Source organism: Streptomyces sp. NPDC042201 (assembly GCF_055582185.1).
This window is the reverse complement of the sequence record NZ_JBVJDS010000004.1, coordinates 52196-67806: the sequence shown is the minus strand read 5'-3', so window position 1 is coordinate 67806 and position 15611 is coordinate 52196. Positions and strand designations below refer to the sequence as shown.

General features: G+C 69.8%; 15 protein-coding genes. 11 read left to right on the top strand and 4 right to left on the bottom strand.

The genetic code is table 11. The features are described from left to right. Positions 1-116 precede the first annotated feature (116 nt). Positions 117-1547: a DUF2252 domain-containing protein gene (locus ACZ6MZ_RS11205; RefSeq protein WP_469351204.1), complete on the top strand. Its 1431-nt coding sequence runs from the start codon at positions 117-119 to the stop codon at positions 1545-1547. Positions 1548-1560: 13 nt separating this feature from the next. Here ACZ6MZ_RS11205 and ACZ6MZ_RS11200 read toward each other — a convergent pair whose 3' ends face one another. Further along, positions 1561-2373 carry an Fpg/Nei family DNA glycosylase gene (locus tag ACZ6MZ_RS11200; RefSeq protein ID WP_469351201.1) on the bottom strand — a complete coding sequence of 271 codons (813 nt, stop codon included), beginning with the start codon at positions 2371-2373 and terminating at the stop codon, positions 1561-1563. Between the two features lie 95 nt (positions 2374-2468). Beyond that, entirely contained in the window at positions 2469-3614 is a 1146-nt protein-coding gene (locus ACZ6MZ_RS11195; protein WP_469351199.1) for a glycoside hydrolase family 88/105 protein, read from the bottom strand. Positions 3615-3880: 266 nt separating this feature from the next. Between ACZ6MZ_RS11195 and ACZ6MZ_RS11190 the strand changes: the two genes are divergently transcribed. From ACZ6MZ_RS11190 to ACZ6MZ_RS11175, 4 genes are all read left to right on the top strand, one after another. Beyond that, entirely contained in the window at positions 3881-4324 is a 444-nt protein-coding gene (locus ACZ6MZ_RS11190) for an SPW repeat protein (protein WP_389786229.1), read from the top strand. A gap of 244 nt (positions 4325-4568) precedes the next feature. Next, positions 4569-5870 carry a ThuA domain-containing protein gene (locus ACZ6MZ_RS11185; RefSeq protein ID WP_469351197.1) on the top strand — a complete coding sequence of 434 codons (1302 nt, stop codon included), beginning with the start codon at positions 4569-4571 and terminating at the stop codon, positions 5868-5870. A 127-nt stretch (positions 5871-5997) separates the two neighbouring features. Further along, the gene (def, locus tag ACZ6MZ_RS11180; RefSeq protein WP_389786224.1) at positions 5998-6654 is read left to right on the top strand and encodes a peptide deformylase; all 657 of its coding nucleotides are present in this window, start codon (positions 5998-6000) and stop codon (positions 6652-6654) included. Positions 6655-6712: 58 nt separating this feature from the next. After that, positions 6713-7042, top strand: coding sequence for an SCO4225 family membrane protein (locus ACZ6MZ_RS11175; protein WP_469351195.1), 330 nt, complete (start codon positions 6713-6715; stop codon positions 7040-7042). A gap of 71 nt (positions 7043-7113) precedes the next feature. Here the strand turns inward: ACZ6MZ_RS11175 and ACZ6MZ_RS11170 are convergent, their stop codons facing one another. Beyond that, positions 7114-7806 (bottom strand): hypothetical protein, encoded by a 693-nt coding sequence (locus ACZ6MZ_RS11170; RefSeq protein WP_469351194.1) that lies wholly within the window; start codon positions 7804-7806, stop codon positions 7114-7116. Positions 7807-8199: 393 nt separating this feature from the next. On the opposite strand from ACZ6MZ_RS11170, the gene ACZ6MZ_RS11165 reads away from it, so the two are divergent. The 3 genes from ACZ6MZ_RS11165 (at position 8200) to ACZ6MZ_RS11155 (ending at position 10547) form a co-directional block, all read left to right on the top strand. Beyond that, positions 8200-9744: an extracellular catalytic domain type 1 short-chain-length polyhydroxyalkanoate depolymerase gene (locus ACZ6MZ_RS11165; protein WP_469351192.1), complete on the top strand. Its 1545-nt coding sequence runs from the start codon at positions 8200-8202 to the stop codon at positions 9742-9744. Positions 9745-9896: 152 nt separating this feature from the next. Further along, positions 9897-10223: a hypothetical protein gene (locus ACZ6MZ_RS11160; protein ID WP_384188191.1), complete on the top strand. Its 327-nt coding sequence runs from the start codon at positions 9897-9899 to the stop codon at positions 10221-10223. 39 nt (positions 10224-10262) lie between these two features. After that, positions 10263-10547, top strand: a complete 285-nt coding sequence (locus ACZ6MZ_RS11155; protein ID WP_384188190.1) for a hypothetical protein — start codon at positions 10263-10265, stop codon at positions 10545-10547. A 42-nt stretch (positions 10548-10589) separates the two neighbouring features. Here the strand turns inward: ACZ6MZ_RS11155 and clpX are convergent, their stop codons facing one another. Next, positions 10590-11897, bottom strand: coding sequence for an ATP-dependent Clp protease ATP-binding subunit ClpX (clpX, locus tag ACZ6MZ_RS11150; protein ID WP_389786215.1), 1308 nt, complete (start codon positions 11895-11897; stop codon positions 10590-10592). A 134-nt stretch (positions 11898-12031) separates the two neighbouring features. On the opposite strand from clpX, the gene ACZ6MZ_RS11145 reads away from it, so the two are divergent. The 3 genes from ACZ6MZ_RS11145 (at position 12032) to ACZ6MZ_RS11135 (ending at position 15494) form a co-directional block, all read left to right on the top strand. Next, complete coding sequence (locus tag ACZ6MZ_RS11145) at positions 12032-13153, top strand: TetR/AcrR family transcriptional regulator (RefSeq protein ID WP_469351189.1); 1122 nt, start codon at positions 12032-12034, stop codon at positions 13151-13153. Positions 13154-13349: 196 nt separating this feature from the next. Continuing rightward, positions 13350-13751 (top strand): hypothetical protein, encoded by a 402-nt coding sequence (locus ACZ6MZ_RS11140; RefSeq protein ID WP_469351188.1) that lies wholly within the window; start codon positions 13350-13352, stop codon positions 13749-13751. 264 nt (positions 13752-14015) lie between these two features. Continuing rightward, a complete protein-coding gene (locus ACZ6MZ_RS11135; protein ID WP_469351186.1) occupies positions 14016-15494 on the top strand; it encodes an amino acid permease in 1479 nt (492 codons plus the stop codon). The last annotated feature ends 117 nt before the right edge of the window (positions 15495-15611 follow it).

Below are 15611 nucleotides of genomic sequence, written 5' to 3'. Positions count from 1 at the left end.
CCGGCCTCCGGGGCGTACGGAGATGCATGACCGGCGAAGGCGTGTTTCGGTGGTGGGGGAGCGCGCCGATCGGGTGAAACTGCCCTGCGGCGGCTCCCTGACAGGAGGAACCACCCATGACCTCTGTCGTCAGTGCGCACGGCCGGGCCGGACCGCCGAAACGACCGCAGCCACCCTCCTGCCGCGAACGGGCCGAACGTGGCAAGGCCGCCCGGGCGCAGGTGCCCCGTTCCGCCCACGCTGTCTACGAACCGGCCCAGGACCGGGCGGATCCGGTGGACCTCGTCGAAGCGCAGTCGGCGGCGCGGGTGAGTGAACTCATCCCCATCCGCTACGGCCGGATGACCGAATCGCCGTTCCGGTTCTACCGAGGCGCCGCGGCGATCATGGCGGCCGATCTGGCGGGGACACCGCGCTCGGGTATCACCGCTCAACTCTGCGGGGACGCGCACCTGCTGAACTTCCGGCTGCTGGCCTCGCCCGAGCGGCACCTCATGTTCGACATCAACGACTTCGACGAGACCCTGCCGGGCCCCTGGGAGTGGGACGTGAAGCGGCTGGCCACCAGCCTGGTCATCGCCGGCCGGGCGAACGGCTATACGCGCCGGCAGCGCGCGGAGATCGTCCGCTCGACGGTCCGGTCCTACCGTGAACGGATGCGCGTGTTGGCCGGTATGGGCAATCTGGACGTCTGGTACGACCATCAGGACACGGCGGAGCTCGAGGCCGTGGTGGCCGAGGGAATGAACAGGACCCGCCGCAAGCGCCTGTCGCACGTGCTGGACAAGGCCCGCTCACGCGACAACCTCCAGGCCTTCGAGAAACTGACCTGTGTCGTCGGCGGCGAACGTACGATCACCCCCGACCCGCCTCTGGTGACCCCCCTCGAAGACTTGCTGCCCGACCTGGAACGCCGGCAGCTGGAACAGAACCTCGCGGAGCTCGTCTCGGGGTACAGCGACACTCTGCAGTCGGACCGCCGCGCGCTGCTCGGGCAGTACCGGCTGGCCGACGTGGCCCGGAAAGTGGTCGGCGTCGGCAGTGTCGGCACCCGCTGCTGGATCATCCTGCTGCTCGGCAGGGACGGCGAGGACCCGCTCCTGCTACAGGCGAAGGAGGCCGACGTGTCGGTCCTCGCGCGGTACGTGGGCGGAAGTGCGTACGAGAACCAGGGCGAGCGGGTCGTCGCGGGCCAGCGTCTGATGCAGGCCACCAGCGACATCTTCCTCGGCTGGAAACGGACCGAGGGCATCGACGGACGGCAGCGCGACTTCTACGTCCGGCAGTTGCACGACTGGAAGGGCGTCCTCGAACCGGAGGGAATGCTGCCGGACGGTCTGCGGAGGTTCGGCGTACTCTGCGGTGCCACCCTGGCCCGCGCCCACGCGCGGTCGGGTGACCGGATCGCCATCGCCTCCTACCTCGGCCGAGGGGACTCGTTCGACCGCGCGCTGCCGGTGTTCGGGGAGGCCTACGCGGACCAGAACGAGCGGGACCACGCGGTACTGACCGAGGCGGTCCGCACCGGCCGCGTACCGAGTGTCTGACGGCGCTGCCGAATCAGGCAGGGCCGGGGCCGCTCTGGCAGCGCGGACACCAGTACGTCGGGCGCTCGCGGCCGGTCCGGCCGTGTGTCTCGGAGGCGACGCGGACGGCGGCGCCGCAGACCAGGCAGGGGCGGCCGGCGCGACCGTAGACGTACAAGCGATGGGCGGACCGCGCGCGGACGGCGGTGCTCGTCGTCGTACGGTCGAAGCGTTCCCGGTTCGCCTCCAGAAGGCGCTTGGCCGCGGCGACGACGCGTTCGGGGGACGGGACGTCCCCGGCCGGCGTCCAGGGGGTGACCCTGGCGAGGAAGCAGAGTTCCGCCATGAAGACATTGCCGATGCCGGCGAGATTGCGCTGATCGAGCAGAGCGGATCCGAACGGCCGGCCCGGATCGTCCAGGAGGCGGCGCAGCGCCTCGTCCTGATCCCAGTCCGGGCCCAGCAGGTCGGGCCCGAGATGGCCGACCACCCGCTGCTCGTCCGTGGTGCGCAGGAGTTCGAGGACAGGGAGGCGGTAGCCGACGGCCGTACGGTCGCCGGCGTCAAGGACGGCCCTGATCTGATGCCCGGGCCCGCCGCGCCATCGGTCCCCGGCCGAGTAGACCTTCCACGCCCCGTCCATACGGAGATGCGAGTGCAGGGTCAGTCCGCCCTCGATCCGCATGAGCAGGTGCTTGCCGCGCGGCGTGACATCGAGGACGGTGCGGCCGCTCAGATCGGTGGTGGCGAGTGTGGGCACGCGCAGGTCGGACCGGACGAGCGTACGGCCGGCCAGGGCGAGGTGCAGGCGCCGGGCGGCCTGCCAGACGGTGTCTCCTTCGGGCATACCGTCCATCATGCGGCCCGGGCCGACGATGACGGCAGGGCAGCCGCCCCTGGCGTGGAGCGGCCGCGCCGGGCCACCGTACGTACGTCCGGAACCTAAACGGCCAGGACGGCGAGTTCGGTTCCGGCCAGCAGGAACGCGCCCACGGCGAAGTCCGCCGTGCTGTCGTAGGTGATGGGCTGGCTGGATTCGGGGCGGTCACCCACCTTCTGGACGTAGCCCAGGAAGCCGTCGGGGTGAACGGCGGTGGTCACGAGGCCGTTCCAGGCGCGGGCGGCCACCGGCAGAAAGGCGGATCCGGTGACCAGTCCCGCGCTGATGGCGTAGGCCGTGCCGTACGCGAAGAAGGCGGTGCCGCTGGTCTCAGGACCCGGCAGGTGCGAGGCGTCGGCGAGGTTGACGTTCCAGAAGCCGTCGGTCCGCTGCACCGCGGCCGTCGCGGTCACGAGCCGGGTGAGTGTGTCGCGGTACTCGGCGACATGACGCTCCCCGGCCGGCAGGACCTTGAGCGTCTTGGTGTGGCCGCCGGCCACCCAGCCGTTTCCGCGTGACCAGAGTACCGGCTTGCCGTTGGGCGAGGTGATTTTTCCGGGCAGGAAGCGGTCGTCGCGGTACCACAGGCCGCTTCCCGCGTCGTACAGACCGGGTCCGCCCCGCACCTGCTTGGTGTGGTGGTAGAGGCTGTAGAGCTTCTCCCAGTACTGCGGATCGCCGCGCAGCGCGCCGATACGGGCGAACGGCGGCATGGCCATGTGCAGGGCGTCGTCCCACCACCAGTCGTCGTTCTTGGCCGGCTGGTCGGTGTAGACCATGCGGCGCAGGGACGCCTCGATCGCGGTGAGCTTCTGCTCCTCCGGCTCGACCTCGTACAGATCGAGATAGGCCTGTCCGGCGCAGTGGTTGTCGGCGTGCCGGGTGCTGACGCCGCCCATCAGACCGTACGCGTGCTTCTCCGCCCAGCCTCTGGCGTAACCGAGGTACCGGGTGTCGCCGGTGAGGCGGTGAAGGGCGAGCAGGCCGCTGAAAAAAGTCGCATTGGCCCAGCCGTTGTCGCCCGAGTTGCTGTGCGCGCCGATCCAGTGGTCGGCGACGCGGCGCAGCACGCTGATGATCGCTGCTCTGGACGGCAGTTGGGGTGAGGGGGCGGCGGGTGCGGCCGTCGCGGGGCCGGCCAGGCCGGGCAGTACGGACGCGGTCGCCGCGAGCGCGGCGCCACCGGCGAGCAGGTGTCGTCTATCCATGTGAACGACTCCTCTGGATGTGGGGGAGCTCTATCTTCAACTCCCGGCCCTGGGCTGTCCATGGCGTGTGCGCGTGCTTCTGGAGGTGGTCGTTGTTCACATACAAGAACGTGAGGCGGTGTATGAATCCCGTGGACGGCGCCGGTGAGTCGAGGATGCCCGGACTCCGCTACACAAAAGCCTGCAAAGCGCGCAAAATGGTTTTGGTGCGTGACTCCGAGTCGCGCGACCTGGTCAGACTTGCGCGATCGAAGGAGGCGAGTCGTATGGCCGACGTGTCACATACGAGGGGGGACCTGGCCGGTCATCCCGACGTTCCCGAGATGCGAGCGCGTTACGCCCGCATGCTCGGAGGGCACGATGTGGCACTCGTGGACGGACCGGTGTTTCTCGTCGGCCTGTACTGCGCTGTGTCGCCCTGGATCATCCATTTCTCGAGCACCCAGCCGTCCCTGGCGACGCACAACGTCATCATGGGCATCGCGATTGCCGTGCTGGCGCTCGGTTTCACCGCCACTCCCGGGAGGATGTACGGCCTGAGCTGGGCCATGTGTGTCATGGGCGCCTGGTTGATCGCGGCTCCCTGGGTCGTCGGCAGCAGTCCTGACGCCGGCGTCATCTGGAGCAACGCCGTCATCGGTGGTCTCACCGCCTTGCTCGGTCTGCTGTGCGTGGGCGCGACGATGAGAAGCAGTCGCCGAAGGGCGTGAAGTGAGCGGCCGGCCTGCCCCTGGCAGGCCGGCCGCGTTCTGCCGCGCATTGGTCCATACCAAAACCTTGACAGGGGGTTCGTTCACTTCTTAAATCACGAAGTGAGCCGTGCTCCCCCTTCCCCGGGCGGTGCATCCCCACGATCGCGCTGTGTACGTCCGTGGCGTACACCTGTCATGCGCATGGCAAGTCCACTGTGTGAACTCACCCCCCATAGCCGGTCGAGGAAAGGATCATCCCCGGATGACCAGGAACAGAGTCGGTGCGAGGCACATGGCCCTGCGGCTGCTCGCACTGCTGGCCGTGCTGCTCGGCCTGACCGCCGCCCCCGCCCACGCGGCCGTACAGCAGCCGAGCGCACCGTCGTTCAAGGTGCTGGCCTTCTACAACGGCACCTGGGACGACGCCCACATCAGCTTCGTCCGGGAAGCCAACGAGTGGTTCCCCCGGACCGCGGCCGCCAATAACTTCTCGTACACGGCGACCAACAACTGGGAGCTGCTGTCCAGCATCACCCCGCAGCAGTACCAGGTGGTGCTGTTCCTGGACGACGCCCCGCAGTCGGCCGGCCAACGGTCCGGGTTCGAGCGCTATATGCGCGGCGGAGGTGCCTGGATGGGCTTCCACGTCTCGGCTTTCACCACCAGCGCCCAGAGCTGGCCCTGGTACTACAACGAGTTCCTCGGCTCCGGGAACTTCCGGTCGAACACCTGGGGGCCCACCACCGCGACCCTGCGCGTCGAGGACCGGACCCACCCCTCGACCACGGGCCTGCCCGCCACGTTCACCTCCTCGGTGAGCGAGTGGTACAGCTGGAACAACAACCTCAGGAACAACCCGAACATCAAGACCCTGGCCTCGGTCGACCCGGTGAGCTTCCCGTTGGGCACGGACCCCAATCAGTCCTGGTACAGCGGCGACTACCCGATCATGTGGACCAACACCAACTACAAAATGATCTACGCGAACTTCGGGCACAACGCCATGAACTACAGCACGGGGCAGACCCTGTCGTCGACGTTCGGCAGCGAGACCCAGAACCGCTTCATCATCGACAGCCTGAAGTGGCTGGGCACGGGCGAAGGGGGCGGACCGGCGCCGACGGGTCCGATCTCCGAGACCGCGTGGTACACGCTCGTCAACGGCGGCAACAACCTGTGCGTCGACGCCCGCGCGGCGGCCACCGCCAATGGGACGGCGATCCAGCAGTACACCTGCAACGCCACCACGGCCCAGCAGTTCCAGTTCCGCGCCACCAGCGGCGGATTCTCCCGGATCGGCATCCGCGCCAACAGCCAGCAGGCCATCGACGTCACCAATGTGTCGACCGCCGACAACGCCCCGCTCCAGCTGTGGACGTACTCCGGCGGAACGAACCAGCAGTGGCAACCCGTGGCAGAGGCCAACGGCCGCTACCACTTCACCGCCAGGCACAGCGGGAAATGCCTCAGCGCCCCGGACAGCGCCACATCCGGCACCCAGCTGGTCCAGCGTTCCTGCAACGGCTCAGCGGCGCAGTCCTTCCAGCTCGTCGAGCAGCCGTGACCGGTGAGTTGAGGAGCCACGGGACGTAGCGCGCCCCGGCGCCCGGTCCTCCGCCCGCCAGGACCGGCGGAGGACCGTTCCGAGGACCCGCCCTTCGCCGGGCGCGCGCGTCTGGGAAAGTGGATCCATGCAGGCCATCACGCTGACCGAACTCGTCGACGGAGTCCTCGACGGTCCTCGTCCGCTGCCCATCGTCTCCGCCGGTGACCCGGTGCTGCGGACTCCCGCGCTGTCGTACGAAGGGCAGCTCGGCGACGAACGGCTCCACCGGCTGGTACGAGCGATGCGGGAGACGATGCGCGCCGCCCCCGGGGTCGGGCTGGCGGCGCCCCAGGTGGGAATCCCGCTGCGGCTCGCCGTCATCCAGGACCCGGCCGAGGTCCCGGAGGCGGTGCGGGAGGCGCGTTGCCGCGTTCCCCAGCCCTTCCGTGTCCTGGTCAATCCCTCGTACGAGCCCGTGGGTGAAGCGCGGGCCGCCTTCTTCGAAGGCTGCCTCAGCGTCCCCGGCTGGCAGGCCGTGGTCGCCCGCCACGAACGTGTCCGGCTGCGCGGGCAGGACGAGGCGGGGCAGCAGATCGACGAAGAGTTCTCGGGATGGGCGGCGCGCATCGTCCAGCACGAGACCGACCACCTCGGCGGAACGCTCTACGTCGACATCGCCGAGACGCGGTCGCTCTCCGCCACGCACCACGTGATCGAGCGCTGGTCGCAGCCCACCCCCGACCTGGCGGCGCGGGAGCTCGGCTTCACCCTCGCCAACCGCCCGCCGGCCGAAGGGGTTTGAAGCCGGGCACAGCGAGCAGTCGGTTGGGCTGCGGGTCCTACTCGGCGTTGGAGGACGGATGAACGGCAACAGTACGGTGCGGCGCGTCGTTGACGCGGTCGTGGGCAACTGGGCGTCACGGGTCTATCTGGCCGTGGCGGCGGCCCTGATCATCTGGGTGTGGATCGACACCGCTTTCGTGGCCCACGACGACGCTTCGTTCGCCGGGATCTTCCCGCTCCTCTTCACCGCGCCCACCAGCTTCCTCGTCCTGTTCTTGGACGTCGAAGGCATGGCTGTTCTGCCCTTCCTCGCGGTGGCGGCGCTGGTCAACGCGGCTGTGATCGGCCTGACGGTCCACAAGGCCGGCGGCGGTGGGACGGCGCCCAACGGGCTCTCGCCACGTTGAGCGACGCCGTCACCCCCGTTGTCACCGCCTACCTGGTTGACGCCGCCGGCCCGGCCCTCGTCGTCCCCCGCTCAGTTGCCGGGGGACTGGTAGAGACCGCGTCCCGCGCGGTGGGCGCGTGAGGTGGCGACGAGGCGGTCGAGCGTGCTGCGTACGGCGTTGATGCTGCCGGGAGTGTCATCGCGTCCCAGCGCCTGCGCCACGTCGCGGGCCCGGACAGGGGCGTCACCGGCCTTGGACAGGATCTCGACGACCTGCTCGGTCAGGCCACTGGGGTGCTTGTCCTCGACGGCCTTGTCCTGGACGGCCGGCGCCGACTCCTTCGCCGCGCCGCCCTTCGCGGGGCGGTGCTTCTGCTCCTTGGGCTCGTCCGTCTTCCCCTTACGGCTCGCGCCGGTGGCGCGGTTCGTGTCCGAGCTCGCCTTGCGGGACTTGCGGCGTGCGGGGGCAGCCGTCTGCTCGGTGGGGGAAGTCTGCTCCGCGGTGGGCTCCGCTTCCGGGACCGTCGCGGCCGCGGCGCCCCCCGAAGCGCTGGGCGCCGCCGCCGACGCGTCGTCCGCTGACACCGCCGGCTCCGCCACGTAGGGGGCGAGGGACAAGCCGTGCAGGGCGCTCAGGGCGGTACGGACCGACTCCAGGCGCTCGGTGACGGTCGCCAGGTCCTTTTCGAGTATCTGCTGGTGTGCTTCGAGCCGGGGGAGTTCCGCCTGCAGGAGTGCTGTGGTCGCTTCGATACTGCCTGGTGTGCCGAATGCGGATGTCATGGTGTCGCCCTTCGTTCCGGGCCGCCGCTGTTGCCCCCGCTGGTGGCCGCCGGACAGCAGCCTAATCTTGTTGGTGGGAACGGGGACGAGCAGGGCGGAAACCATCGTCGACGCTCGCAAGTGGTGTTATGGCTCCGGGGTGGCCTCGGCGGGCGAAAGAGTGTGCCACGGACCGGAGTTCGACTCCCCGACCTCGTGCGCGAGGGGTGGCTGCCACCGGCCGGCTCGGCCAGGGCAGTTTCACGACCGAACACCGGTGCGCCACACGGACGTCCATGTGGCCGGGCCCCACCGCTCCGTTGGATTGATAGGGGTCCGGCCCGTGCTGCGCCGTGTGTGAGCGGCTCTACAGTCCGTATCCCGCCACAGGGGGGACGCCTCGAAGGAGCCGCCATGCAGAGAACCCGTACATCGAGAAAACTGTCCACCGCCGGGCTGCTGCTCGCGCTGCTCGTCACCCTGCTCGGGATGGGCGGGCCCGGGTTCGTGCCCACGGCGCAGGCCGCGTCGCTCACCGAAGTGACCGGCTTCGGCACGAACCCCGGCAACCTGCGGATGTTCCGGTACGTGCCGGACGGCCTGCCCGCCGGCCGCCCCCTCGTCGTGGCGATGCACGGCTGTACGCAGTCGGCAGCCGCGTACGACGCGGAGACCGGCTGGACCAAGTGGGCCGACCAGTGGGGCTTCGCGCTGCTGCTGCCCCAGCAGCAGTCCGGGAACAATCTCAACTCCTGCTTCAACTGGTTCGAGTCCGCGGACATCGGGCGCGGCGCCGGCGAGACACTGTCGATCAAGCAGATGACGGACCGGATGAAGACCGACCTGGGCAGTGACGCCGCCCGGGTCTACGCGACCGGGCTGTCCGCGGGGGCCGCGATGACCAACGTCATGCTCGCCGCCTACCCGGACGTGTTCGCCGCGGGAGCGCCGGTGGCCGGCCTGCCCTACGCCTGTGCGACCAGTGTGGTCGACGCCTTCAGCTGCATGAACCCCGGGAAGAACCTGACTCCGGCGGCCTGGGCCGACAAGGTCCGTGCCGCGTACCCCGGTTACGGCGGGCCGTGGCCGGCGGTCTCGGTCTGGCAGGGGACCAGCGACACGACGGTCGCCCCCGTCAACATGACGGAGACCGTGGAGCAGTGGACCGCTGTCCAGGGCACGGACACCACGGCCGATGCCACCGACACCGTGGCCGGCTATCCGCACGCGGTGTATCGCAACAGCGCCGGACGGGCCGTGGTGGAGACCTACTCGATCACGGGCATGGGACACGGCCAGCCGGTCGACCCGGGGACGGGAGCGCAGCAGTGCGGCACCGCGGGCGCCTACGTCCTCGACGTCAATCTGTGCGCCTCGTACCGCATCGGCCAGTTCTGGGGTCTCGGCGACGGCGGCGGCGGAACACCACCCGGGAACGAGACGCACACCGCGGTGCTGCCGAGCCTGGCCGCGGACGACGGGTATGTGAAGGCGTCCGCGACCGGCGGCACCCCGGCGGTCGGCACGCTCGAAGGCAGCCTGGGCGTGGCGGTCGGCCGGGGCACGGACGGGCTGCACAACCGGGCCGTGTTCTCGTTCGACACCGCTTCGCTCCCGGACGGGGTGAAGGTGAAGAGGGCGTTCCTGACCGTGGCGCGCGCCAGTGGCAGTGGCGACCCGTGGGCGGCGGGCAACCGGATGGTTCTGGACATCAGGTCCGGCTGCTTCGGGGCGAGCTGCGCGACGGCCGCCGACGACTGGTCCGCCGCGGCCACGGCGGCCGAGGCGGCGCAGATCGGCAGCTTCACCTCAGGTACGAAGGCGTCCAGTGACTTCACCGCGGTGAACCTCACCGGCACCACGCAGGTGCGGCTGCGCCTCGCGTCCGCGCCGGCCTCCACCGCGTACGCCTTCATGAAGTCCGGCGCCGACGCCACACTCACGGTGGAGTGGGAGTAGCGGTTACGCCAGGGGGTGCCGGGCGGCTGTCGCCCGCCCGGCACCCTCACCCGCACCCTCGGCCGGCAGTGGGCCCGTCGGCGGTGTTGTCCGGGAACGGGCCTTGCCCCGTCCTCTGGACCGCGTACCCACCGGCACTTACTATCTCCCTCATGCTCATGACAAAGCGGCTGCGTGTGATGACGGGCCTCTGCGCACTTCTCGGCGGGTCTCTGGCACTCGCACCGTCGGCCGCCCAGGCGGATCCCACGGTGCCGGACCACGCCGTCATCGTGTGCGACAGCGCCAGTTTCTACGCCAACTACGACAGCGCGAGCGGCCCGGTGGGTCTCAAGCGGACGCTCCTGCGCGGCGACAAGGTCGGCCACACCCGCGGCGCTCACCCCGTTTACAACGGCTGGGCGGCCACCTTCGACTTCGGTCCCAACGACTGGGGCTTCGTCCGGCAGGAATGCCTGGGCGGCTTCGGATCCTGGTAACCCCGCTCCTTCCTCACACCCACCCAACGGAGTCCGTCGATGACACGTCACCTCGCGCGCGCCACCTGCGCGCTGTCGCTCGCGCTCGCCGCCACATTCCTCACGACACCGGCGCAGGCCGCGAACGGCACCGTGGGCCAACGGGAAGCCGTGTGCGCCAACGACCTCTTCGTCCGTGTCACAGCTCCGCACGGCGCCTGGATGGGCACCCTCACCCGCGGCCAGACCTTCCTGGTGGAGCAGGTGAACGGCGACTGGGTCTACGGCTTCGCCTACGGAGACATCAACCGGCGCGGCTGGGTGCAGAACGGCTGGTTCTGCTGACCTGACGCTGATCGCCGTACACCGGCCGGGCAGGGGAGCGGCTCAGGCGGACCTCTCGCCGCGCTCCCCGCCCCGGCGGGGCACTTCGCGTGGCACCAGCGTCGGATTGACGTTGTCGAGCACGGTGTCGCGGTCGACCACGACACGGGCCACGTCGTCCCGGCTCGGCACCTCGTACATCACATTGAGCAGGACCTCTTCGAGGATCGTGCGGGCGGCCCGGGCGCCGGTGCGGCGGAGCAGGGCCTGTTCGGCAATCGCGCCGATGGCGTCCTCGGTGAACTCCAGCTCGACGCCGTCGATTTCGAAGAGCTTCTGGTACTGCTTGACCAGCGCGTTGCGCGGCTCGGTGAGGATCCGGACCAACGCTGTGCGGTCCAGCGGCTGGACGGCCGACACCACCGGGAGCCGGCCGACGAACTCCGGGATCAACCCGAACTTCAGCAGATCCTCGGGCATGACCTCGGCGAACGCGTCCCGCTGCGCCCGCTCCTCCTTGCCGTGGACCGCGGCGCCGAACCCGATGCCCTTGCGGCTGGCCCGCTGCTCGATGATTCCCTCCAGGCCGGCGAAGGCGCCGCCGACGATGAACAGCACATTGCCCGTGTCGATCTGGATGGACTCCTGCTGCGGGTGTTTCCGGCCGCCCTGCGGGGGGACCGAGGCGGTGGTGCCTTCCAAGATCTTCAGCAGGGCCTGCTGGACGCCCTCGCCGGAGACATCGCGGGTGATCGACGGGTTCTCGCTCTTGCGGGCGACCTTGTCGATCTCGTCGATGTAGATGATCCCGGTCTCGGCCTTCTTGACGTCGTAGTCCGCCGCCTGGATCAGCTTGAGCAGGATGTTCTCGACGTCCTCGCCGACATAGCCGGCCTCCGTCAGCGCCGTCGCGTCGGCGATGGCGAAGGGGACATCGAGCATCCGGGCGAGCGTCTGGACGAGGTACGTCTTGCCGCAGCCGGTCGGCCCGACCAGCAGGACGTTGGACTTGCCGAGTTCGACCAGCTCTTCCCTCGCGCTCGCCCCAACGCCCCTCTCACCGCCGTTCTTGCCGGCCTGGATCCGTTTGTAGTGGTTGTGGACCGCCACCGAGAGCGCCTTCTTGGCGCTCTCCTGTCCGATGACGTACCGCTCGAGGAACGCGAAGATCTCCCTCGGCTTCGGCAGCTCCAGCGGCCCGCCCTCCGCGGCCGCGCCGAGGTCCTCCGCGATGAGTTCATTGCAGAGCCCGACGCATTCGTCGCAGATGCAGAGGGGACTCGGGCCCGCGATGAGCTTCTTGACCTGCTTCTGGGTCTTCCCGCAGAACGTGCACCTCAGCAGGTCGCCTCCGTCACCGATGCGTGCCACTCGGAAACGTCTCCTCAAGTGTTGTGCGGGCGGGTGAGCTTCATTCGAATGGTGCGTACATATGACGTCACCATCTGAATGGTCACGGTATCTTGAAGCCGGACGGACGGCAACGCGGGGATGAGTGAGGGGCGATGGGCCGGCTCAGCAGGGCGGAGCTGCAGGAGCGCAATCGCGCCAAGGTGCTGACAGCGGCCAGGAACGAGTTTGCCGAGCGCGGTTTCCGGGACGCCAAGGTGGACGGCATCGCCGAGCGCGCCGGACTGACCCGTGGCGCGGTCTACTCCAACTTCCCCGGCAAGCGCGCGCTGTACTTCGCGGTCCTGGCCGAACTCGCCGAGCGCGCGCCCGAGCCGCCGCACCCGGAGCCGGGCCGCACCGCCCGTGAGGCGCTCGGCGCGCTCGCCCGCGCCTGGGTCGCACGGCTCCCGCTCGCCGACACCGACGAGCAGCACGGAGCGGCCAGGCTCGGCATGCACCTGCTGCCGGAGATCCTCGCCGAGGAGCGGATCCGGCGGCCGTTCGCGCAGCTGATGAAGCTGAACGCGATCCTGCTCGGGCTGGCCCTGGAGCGTCTGGGCCCGCCCGGCGCACCGCAGGGCCGCCTGGTGCGCGTCGCGGAGGCGGCCCTCACGACCCTGCACGGCGCGAACCAGATGGCCGCCGCCGCGCCCGGCTTCATCGAGCCCTTCAACGTCGTCAGCGCCTGCGAGCAGCTGGCGGGCCTCGATCTCAACGACGGGTGGTGGCCGCCCACCCCATGGATTCCGGCCGCGCGGCCCGCCGACGAACCGTGGTCACCACCGGCCGCGGTGGACGCGGTACGCGGCGAGCCCGCCCGGCTCGCGGGCGACGGCGTGGTGGCGATCCTCGGGCTGCACCGGCTCGAAGCCGCCGAGGAGGCGGTACGGGCGGCGCCGTACGGAGCCCACGTCACCGCCGTCCTGGTCACCGGCGATCCGGCCGAACTGGCGCCGCTGGCCCGGCTGGCCGTCGCCGAGCTCTGCAACTGTCTGCGCCGGGCCTTTCCCCCCTCGGCACTGCCACGCCTGCAGGTGGTGTTCGACGAGTCGGGCGCCCTCGCCGCGGCGGCCGGTGTGCCCGCCGTCAGCGACGGGACCGAGGCCGCCGTCCGTACCGTGGCGAACCGGATCGTCGCCCGCGCCGACGGCCGCGGCGCCTGCCACGCGGCCGCGTCGGCCGGGCTGTCCGCGCCCACCGGTCAGGCCCCGCCGTCGACGCGACACCTCGGATAGCCTTCTGCGGCAACCGCCTTGGGCCGACGGCGATGTCAACGGCGCGGGCGGTCCCGGCCCGAACGAGGTCATCCGTGACGGTGGTTCTGTGGCGTGCCGCCCCCGGGCTCGGCACGATCAGGAGCAGGGTGGACGAATGCGCCACACCATCATGCTGCCTCTCGCTCTCGCACTCTTCCTCGGCACAACGGGCTGTATGTCCGTGTCACCCCCCGAAAACCCGCCGCTCCCGAACCTCGCACCGGCGCAGAACCGGTCGCCCGCTCCGGTCGAGTCATCCCGGCCGGCGCAGTCGCCGGCCCGCGAAGAGCTCGCGGCGACGGGCCCCGAAGACACGCCGGAGAGCACCAAGTCCGCCGCTCAGCAGGACCGTTCGGACGACCGTCAGGCGCCGGAGAGAGCCGCGGCGGACCCCTTCGTACACGGACCCGGAGCGCCCGAGGACGAGCTGCGGCGCCCCCGTACGCAGCCGCGTCTCGGTGTGCGACCGCTGCGTCCCCGACAGGACTTCAACGACATGCGCGGTCTCTGTGCGGCATCGGACGGCGTCGCGAAGTCGCCCATCGTAGAGCTGTGCCGCAATACGTACGGCCGCTGACACCACCCACCGGTGCCTCACGGCACTAGGTCCTGTCCGGCGGATCTTCGCGGGCCCGCGACGCCTGGCACCGCACCTCGCCGCGTTGTCGGAGTCACCCAAGTACATCCAGTACATGGGCGATCCTCCCCCTTGCGATGCACGGCACCAGACGCCGCGGGCTGATCCACGAAGATCCGCCGGACAGGACCTAGGGAGATCATTACTCGGCCTCGCCTAGGGTTCGGCTGAACTTCCCCCCTGAGTGAAGCGAGATGAACCACTGTGCGCAAGGAAGCCGTCCGGGACACGCCCCCCTCACTCAAGGAGGTCACAGCCGGCGCGTCGTCGCCGGACGCGGGGGACGCCGGGTACAGCAAGGATCTGAAGTCCCGTCACATCAACATGATCGCGATCGGCGGCGCGATCGGCACCGGGCTCTTCCTCGGCGCGGGCGGCCGGCTCGCCTCGGCCGGCCCCGCCCTGGCCGTGGCCTACGCGGTCTGCGGCATCTTCGCCTTCTTCGTCGTACGAGCCCTCGGCGAACTGGTGCTGCACCGGCCGTCCTCGGGCTCCTTCGTCTCCTACGCCCGTGAGTTCCTGGGCGAGAAGGGTGCGTACACAGCCGGCTGGATGTACGTCGTGAACTGGTCGACCACCGGTATCGCCGACATCACGGCCGTCGCGCTCTACGCCCACTACTGGAGCCTGTTCACCGATGTCCCGCAGTGGGTGCTGGCCCTGATCGCGCTGACCATCGTGCTGAGCGTGAACCTGATCTCCGTCAAGATCTTCGGCGAAATGGAGTTCTGGTTCGCGATCGTCAAGGTCGCCGCGCTCGTCGGCTTCATGGCGATCGGCATCTTCCTGCTGGTCACCCAGCACCCGGTCGGCGGGCAGACGCCCGGACTGCACATCATCAGTGACCACGGCGGCTTCTTCCCGTCCGGCCTGGTGCCCGTCGTCGTGGTCCTCCAGGGCGTCGTGTTCGCCTACGCCGCCGTCGAACTGATCGGTGTCACCGCGGGAGAGACCGCCGAGCCGCACAAGGTCGTACCGCGCGCGGTGAACTCCATCATGTGGCGCGTGCTGGTCTTCTACGTCGGCTCCGTCGTACTGCTCGCGCTGCTGATCCCCTACGACGGGTACTCGGCCTCGGAGAGCCCCTTCGTCACCGTGCTCTCCAAGATCGGGGTGCCGGCGGCCGGCGATGTGATGAACCTGGTGGTGCTCACCGCCGCGATGTCCAGCCTCAACTCCGGTCTCTACTCCACCGGCCGCATCCTCCGGTCCATGGCGATGGCCGGCTCCGCGCCGAGGTGGACGGGGCTCATGAACCGGCACCAGGTCCCGTACGGCGGGATCATGCTCACCGCTGCCGTCTGTGTGCTCGGCGTCGCGCTCAACTACGTCGTGCCGGGTGAGGCGTTCGAGATCGTTCTCAACATCGCCGCGCTCGGTGTGCTGAGCACCTGGGGCATCATCATGCTCTGCCACCTGGCCTTCGTCCGGCGATCACGTGAAGGACGGCTGGAGCGCCCCTCCTACCAGCTGCCGGGATCGCCGGCCATCCAACTGGTCACCCTCGCCTTCCTGGCCGGGGTCGTCGTGCTGATGTGGGCCGACGGCGGTGTGGGCCGGCGTACGGTCATGCTCATCCCGGTCATCGCCGCCGCACTGATCGCCGGCTGGTTCGCCGTACGCGGACGGGTCCGCAGCACGGCCGCCGCGGCAGCCACCCAGGAGACAGCGGACCGCGGCTGATCGGCAGCGCCTCGTGGGCGGCGAGGGCGGCCTCGGCGTCACCGGGGGTGCGGCCCCAGCGGTGGCCGTCACCGGGCCGTTCGGCGGCACGGCGCGGACTGCGCGTGCACCTCGACC

What these genes read in the sequence shown, in the direction of transcription:
- ACZ6MZ_RS11205 (WP_469351204.1), top strand. Translation starts at nt 117, where the DNA reads ATGACCTCTGTCGTCAGTGCGCACGGCCGGGCCGGACCGCCGAAACGA.
- ACZ6MZ_RS11200 (WP_469351201.1), bottom strand. Translation starts at nt 2,373, where the DNA reads ATGCCCGAAGGAGACACCGTCTGGCAGGCCGCCCGGCGCCTGCACCTC.
- ACZ6MZ_RS11195 (WP_469351199.1), bottom strand. Translation starts at nt 3,614, where the DNA reads ATGGATAGACGACACCTGCTCGCCGGTGGCGCCGCGCTCGCGGCGACC.
- ACZ6MZ_RS11190 (WP_389786229.1), top strand. Translation starts at nt 3,881, where the DNA reads ATGGCCGACGTGTCACATACGAGGGGGGACCTGGCCGGTCATCCCGAC.
- ACZ6MZ_RS11185 (WP_469351197.1), top strand. Translation starts at nt 4,569, where the DNA reads ATGACCAGGAACAGAGTCGGTGCGAGGCACATGGCCCTGCGGCTGCTC.
- def (WP_389786224.1), top strand. Translation starts at nt 5,998, where the DNA reads ATGCAGGCCATCACGCTGACCGAACTCGTCGACGGAGTCCTCGACGGT.
- ACZ6MZ_RS11175 (WP_469351195.1), top strand. Translation starts at nt 6,713, where the DNA reads ATGAACGGCAACAGTACGGTGCGGCGCGTCGTTGACGCGGTCGTGGGC.
- ACZ6MZ_RS11170 (WP_469351194.1), bottom strand. Translation starts at nt 7,806, where the DNA reads ATGACATCCGCATTCGGCACACCAGGCAGTATCGAAGCGACCACAGCA.
- ACZ6MZ_RS11165 (WP_469351192.1), top strand. Translation starts at nt 8,200, where the DNA reads ATGCAGAGAACCCGTACATCGAGAAAACTGTCCACCGCCGGGCTGCTG.
- ACZ6MZ_RS11160 (WP_384188191.1), top strand. Translation starts at nt 9,897, where the DNA reads ATGCTCATGACAAAGCGGCTGCGTGTGATGACGGGCCTCTGCGCACTT.
- ACZ6MZ_RS11155 (WP_384188190.1), top strand. Translation starts at nt 10,263, where the DNA reads ATGACACGTCACCTCGCGCGCGCCACCTGCGCGCTGTCGCTCGCGCTC.
- ACZ6MZ_RS11145 (WP_469351189.1), top strand. Translation starts at nt 12,032, where the DNA reads ATGGGCCGGCTCAGCAGGGCGGAGCTGCAGGAGCGCAATCGCGCCAAG.
- ACZ6MZ_RS11140 (WP_469351188.1), top strand. Translation starts at nt 13,350, where the DNA reads ATGTCCGTGTCACCCCCCGAAAACCCGCCGCTCCCGAACCTCGCACCG.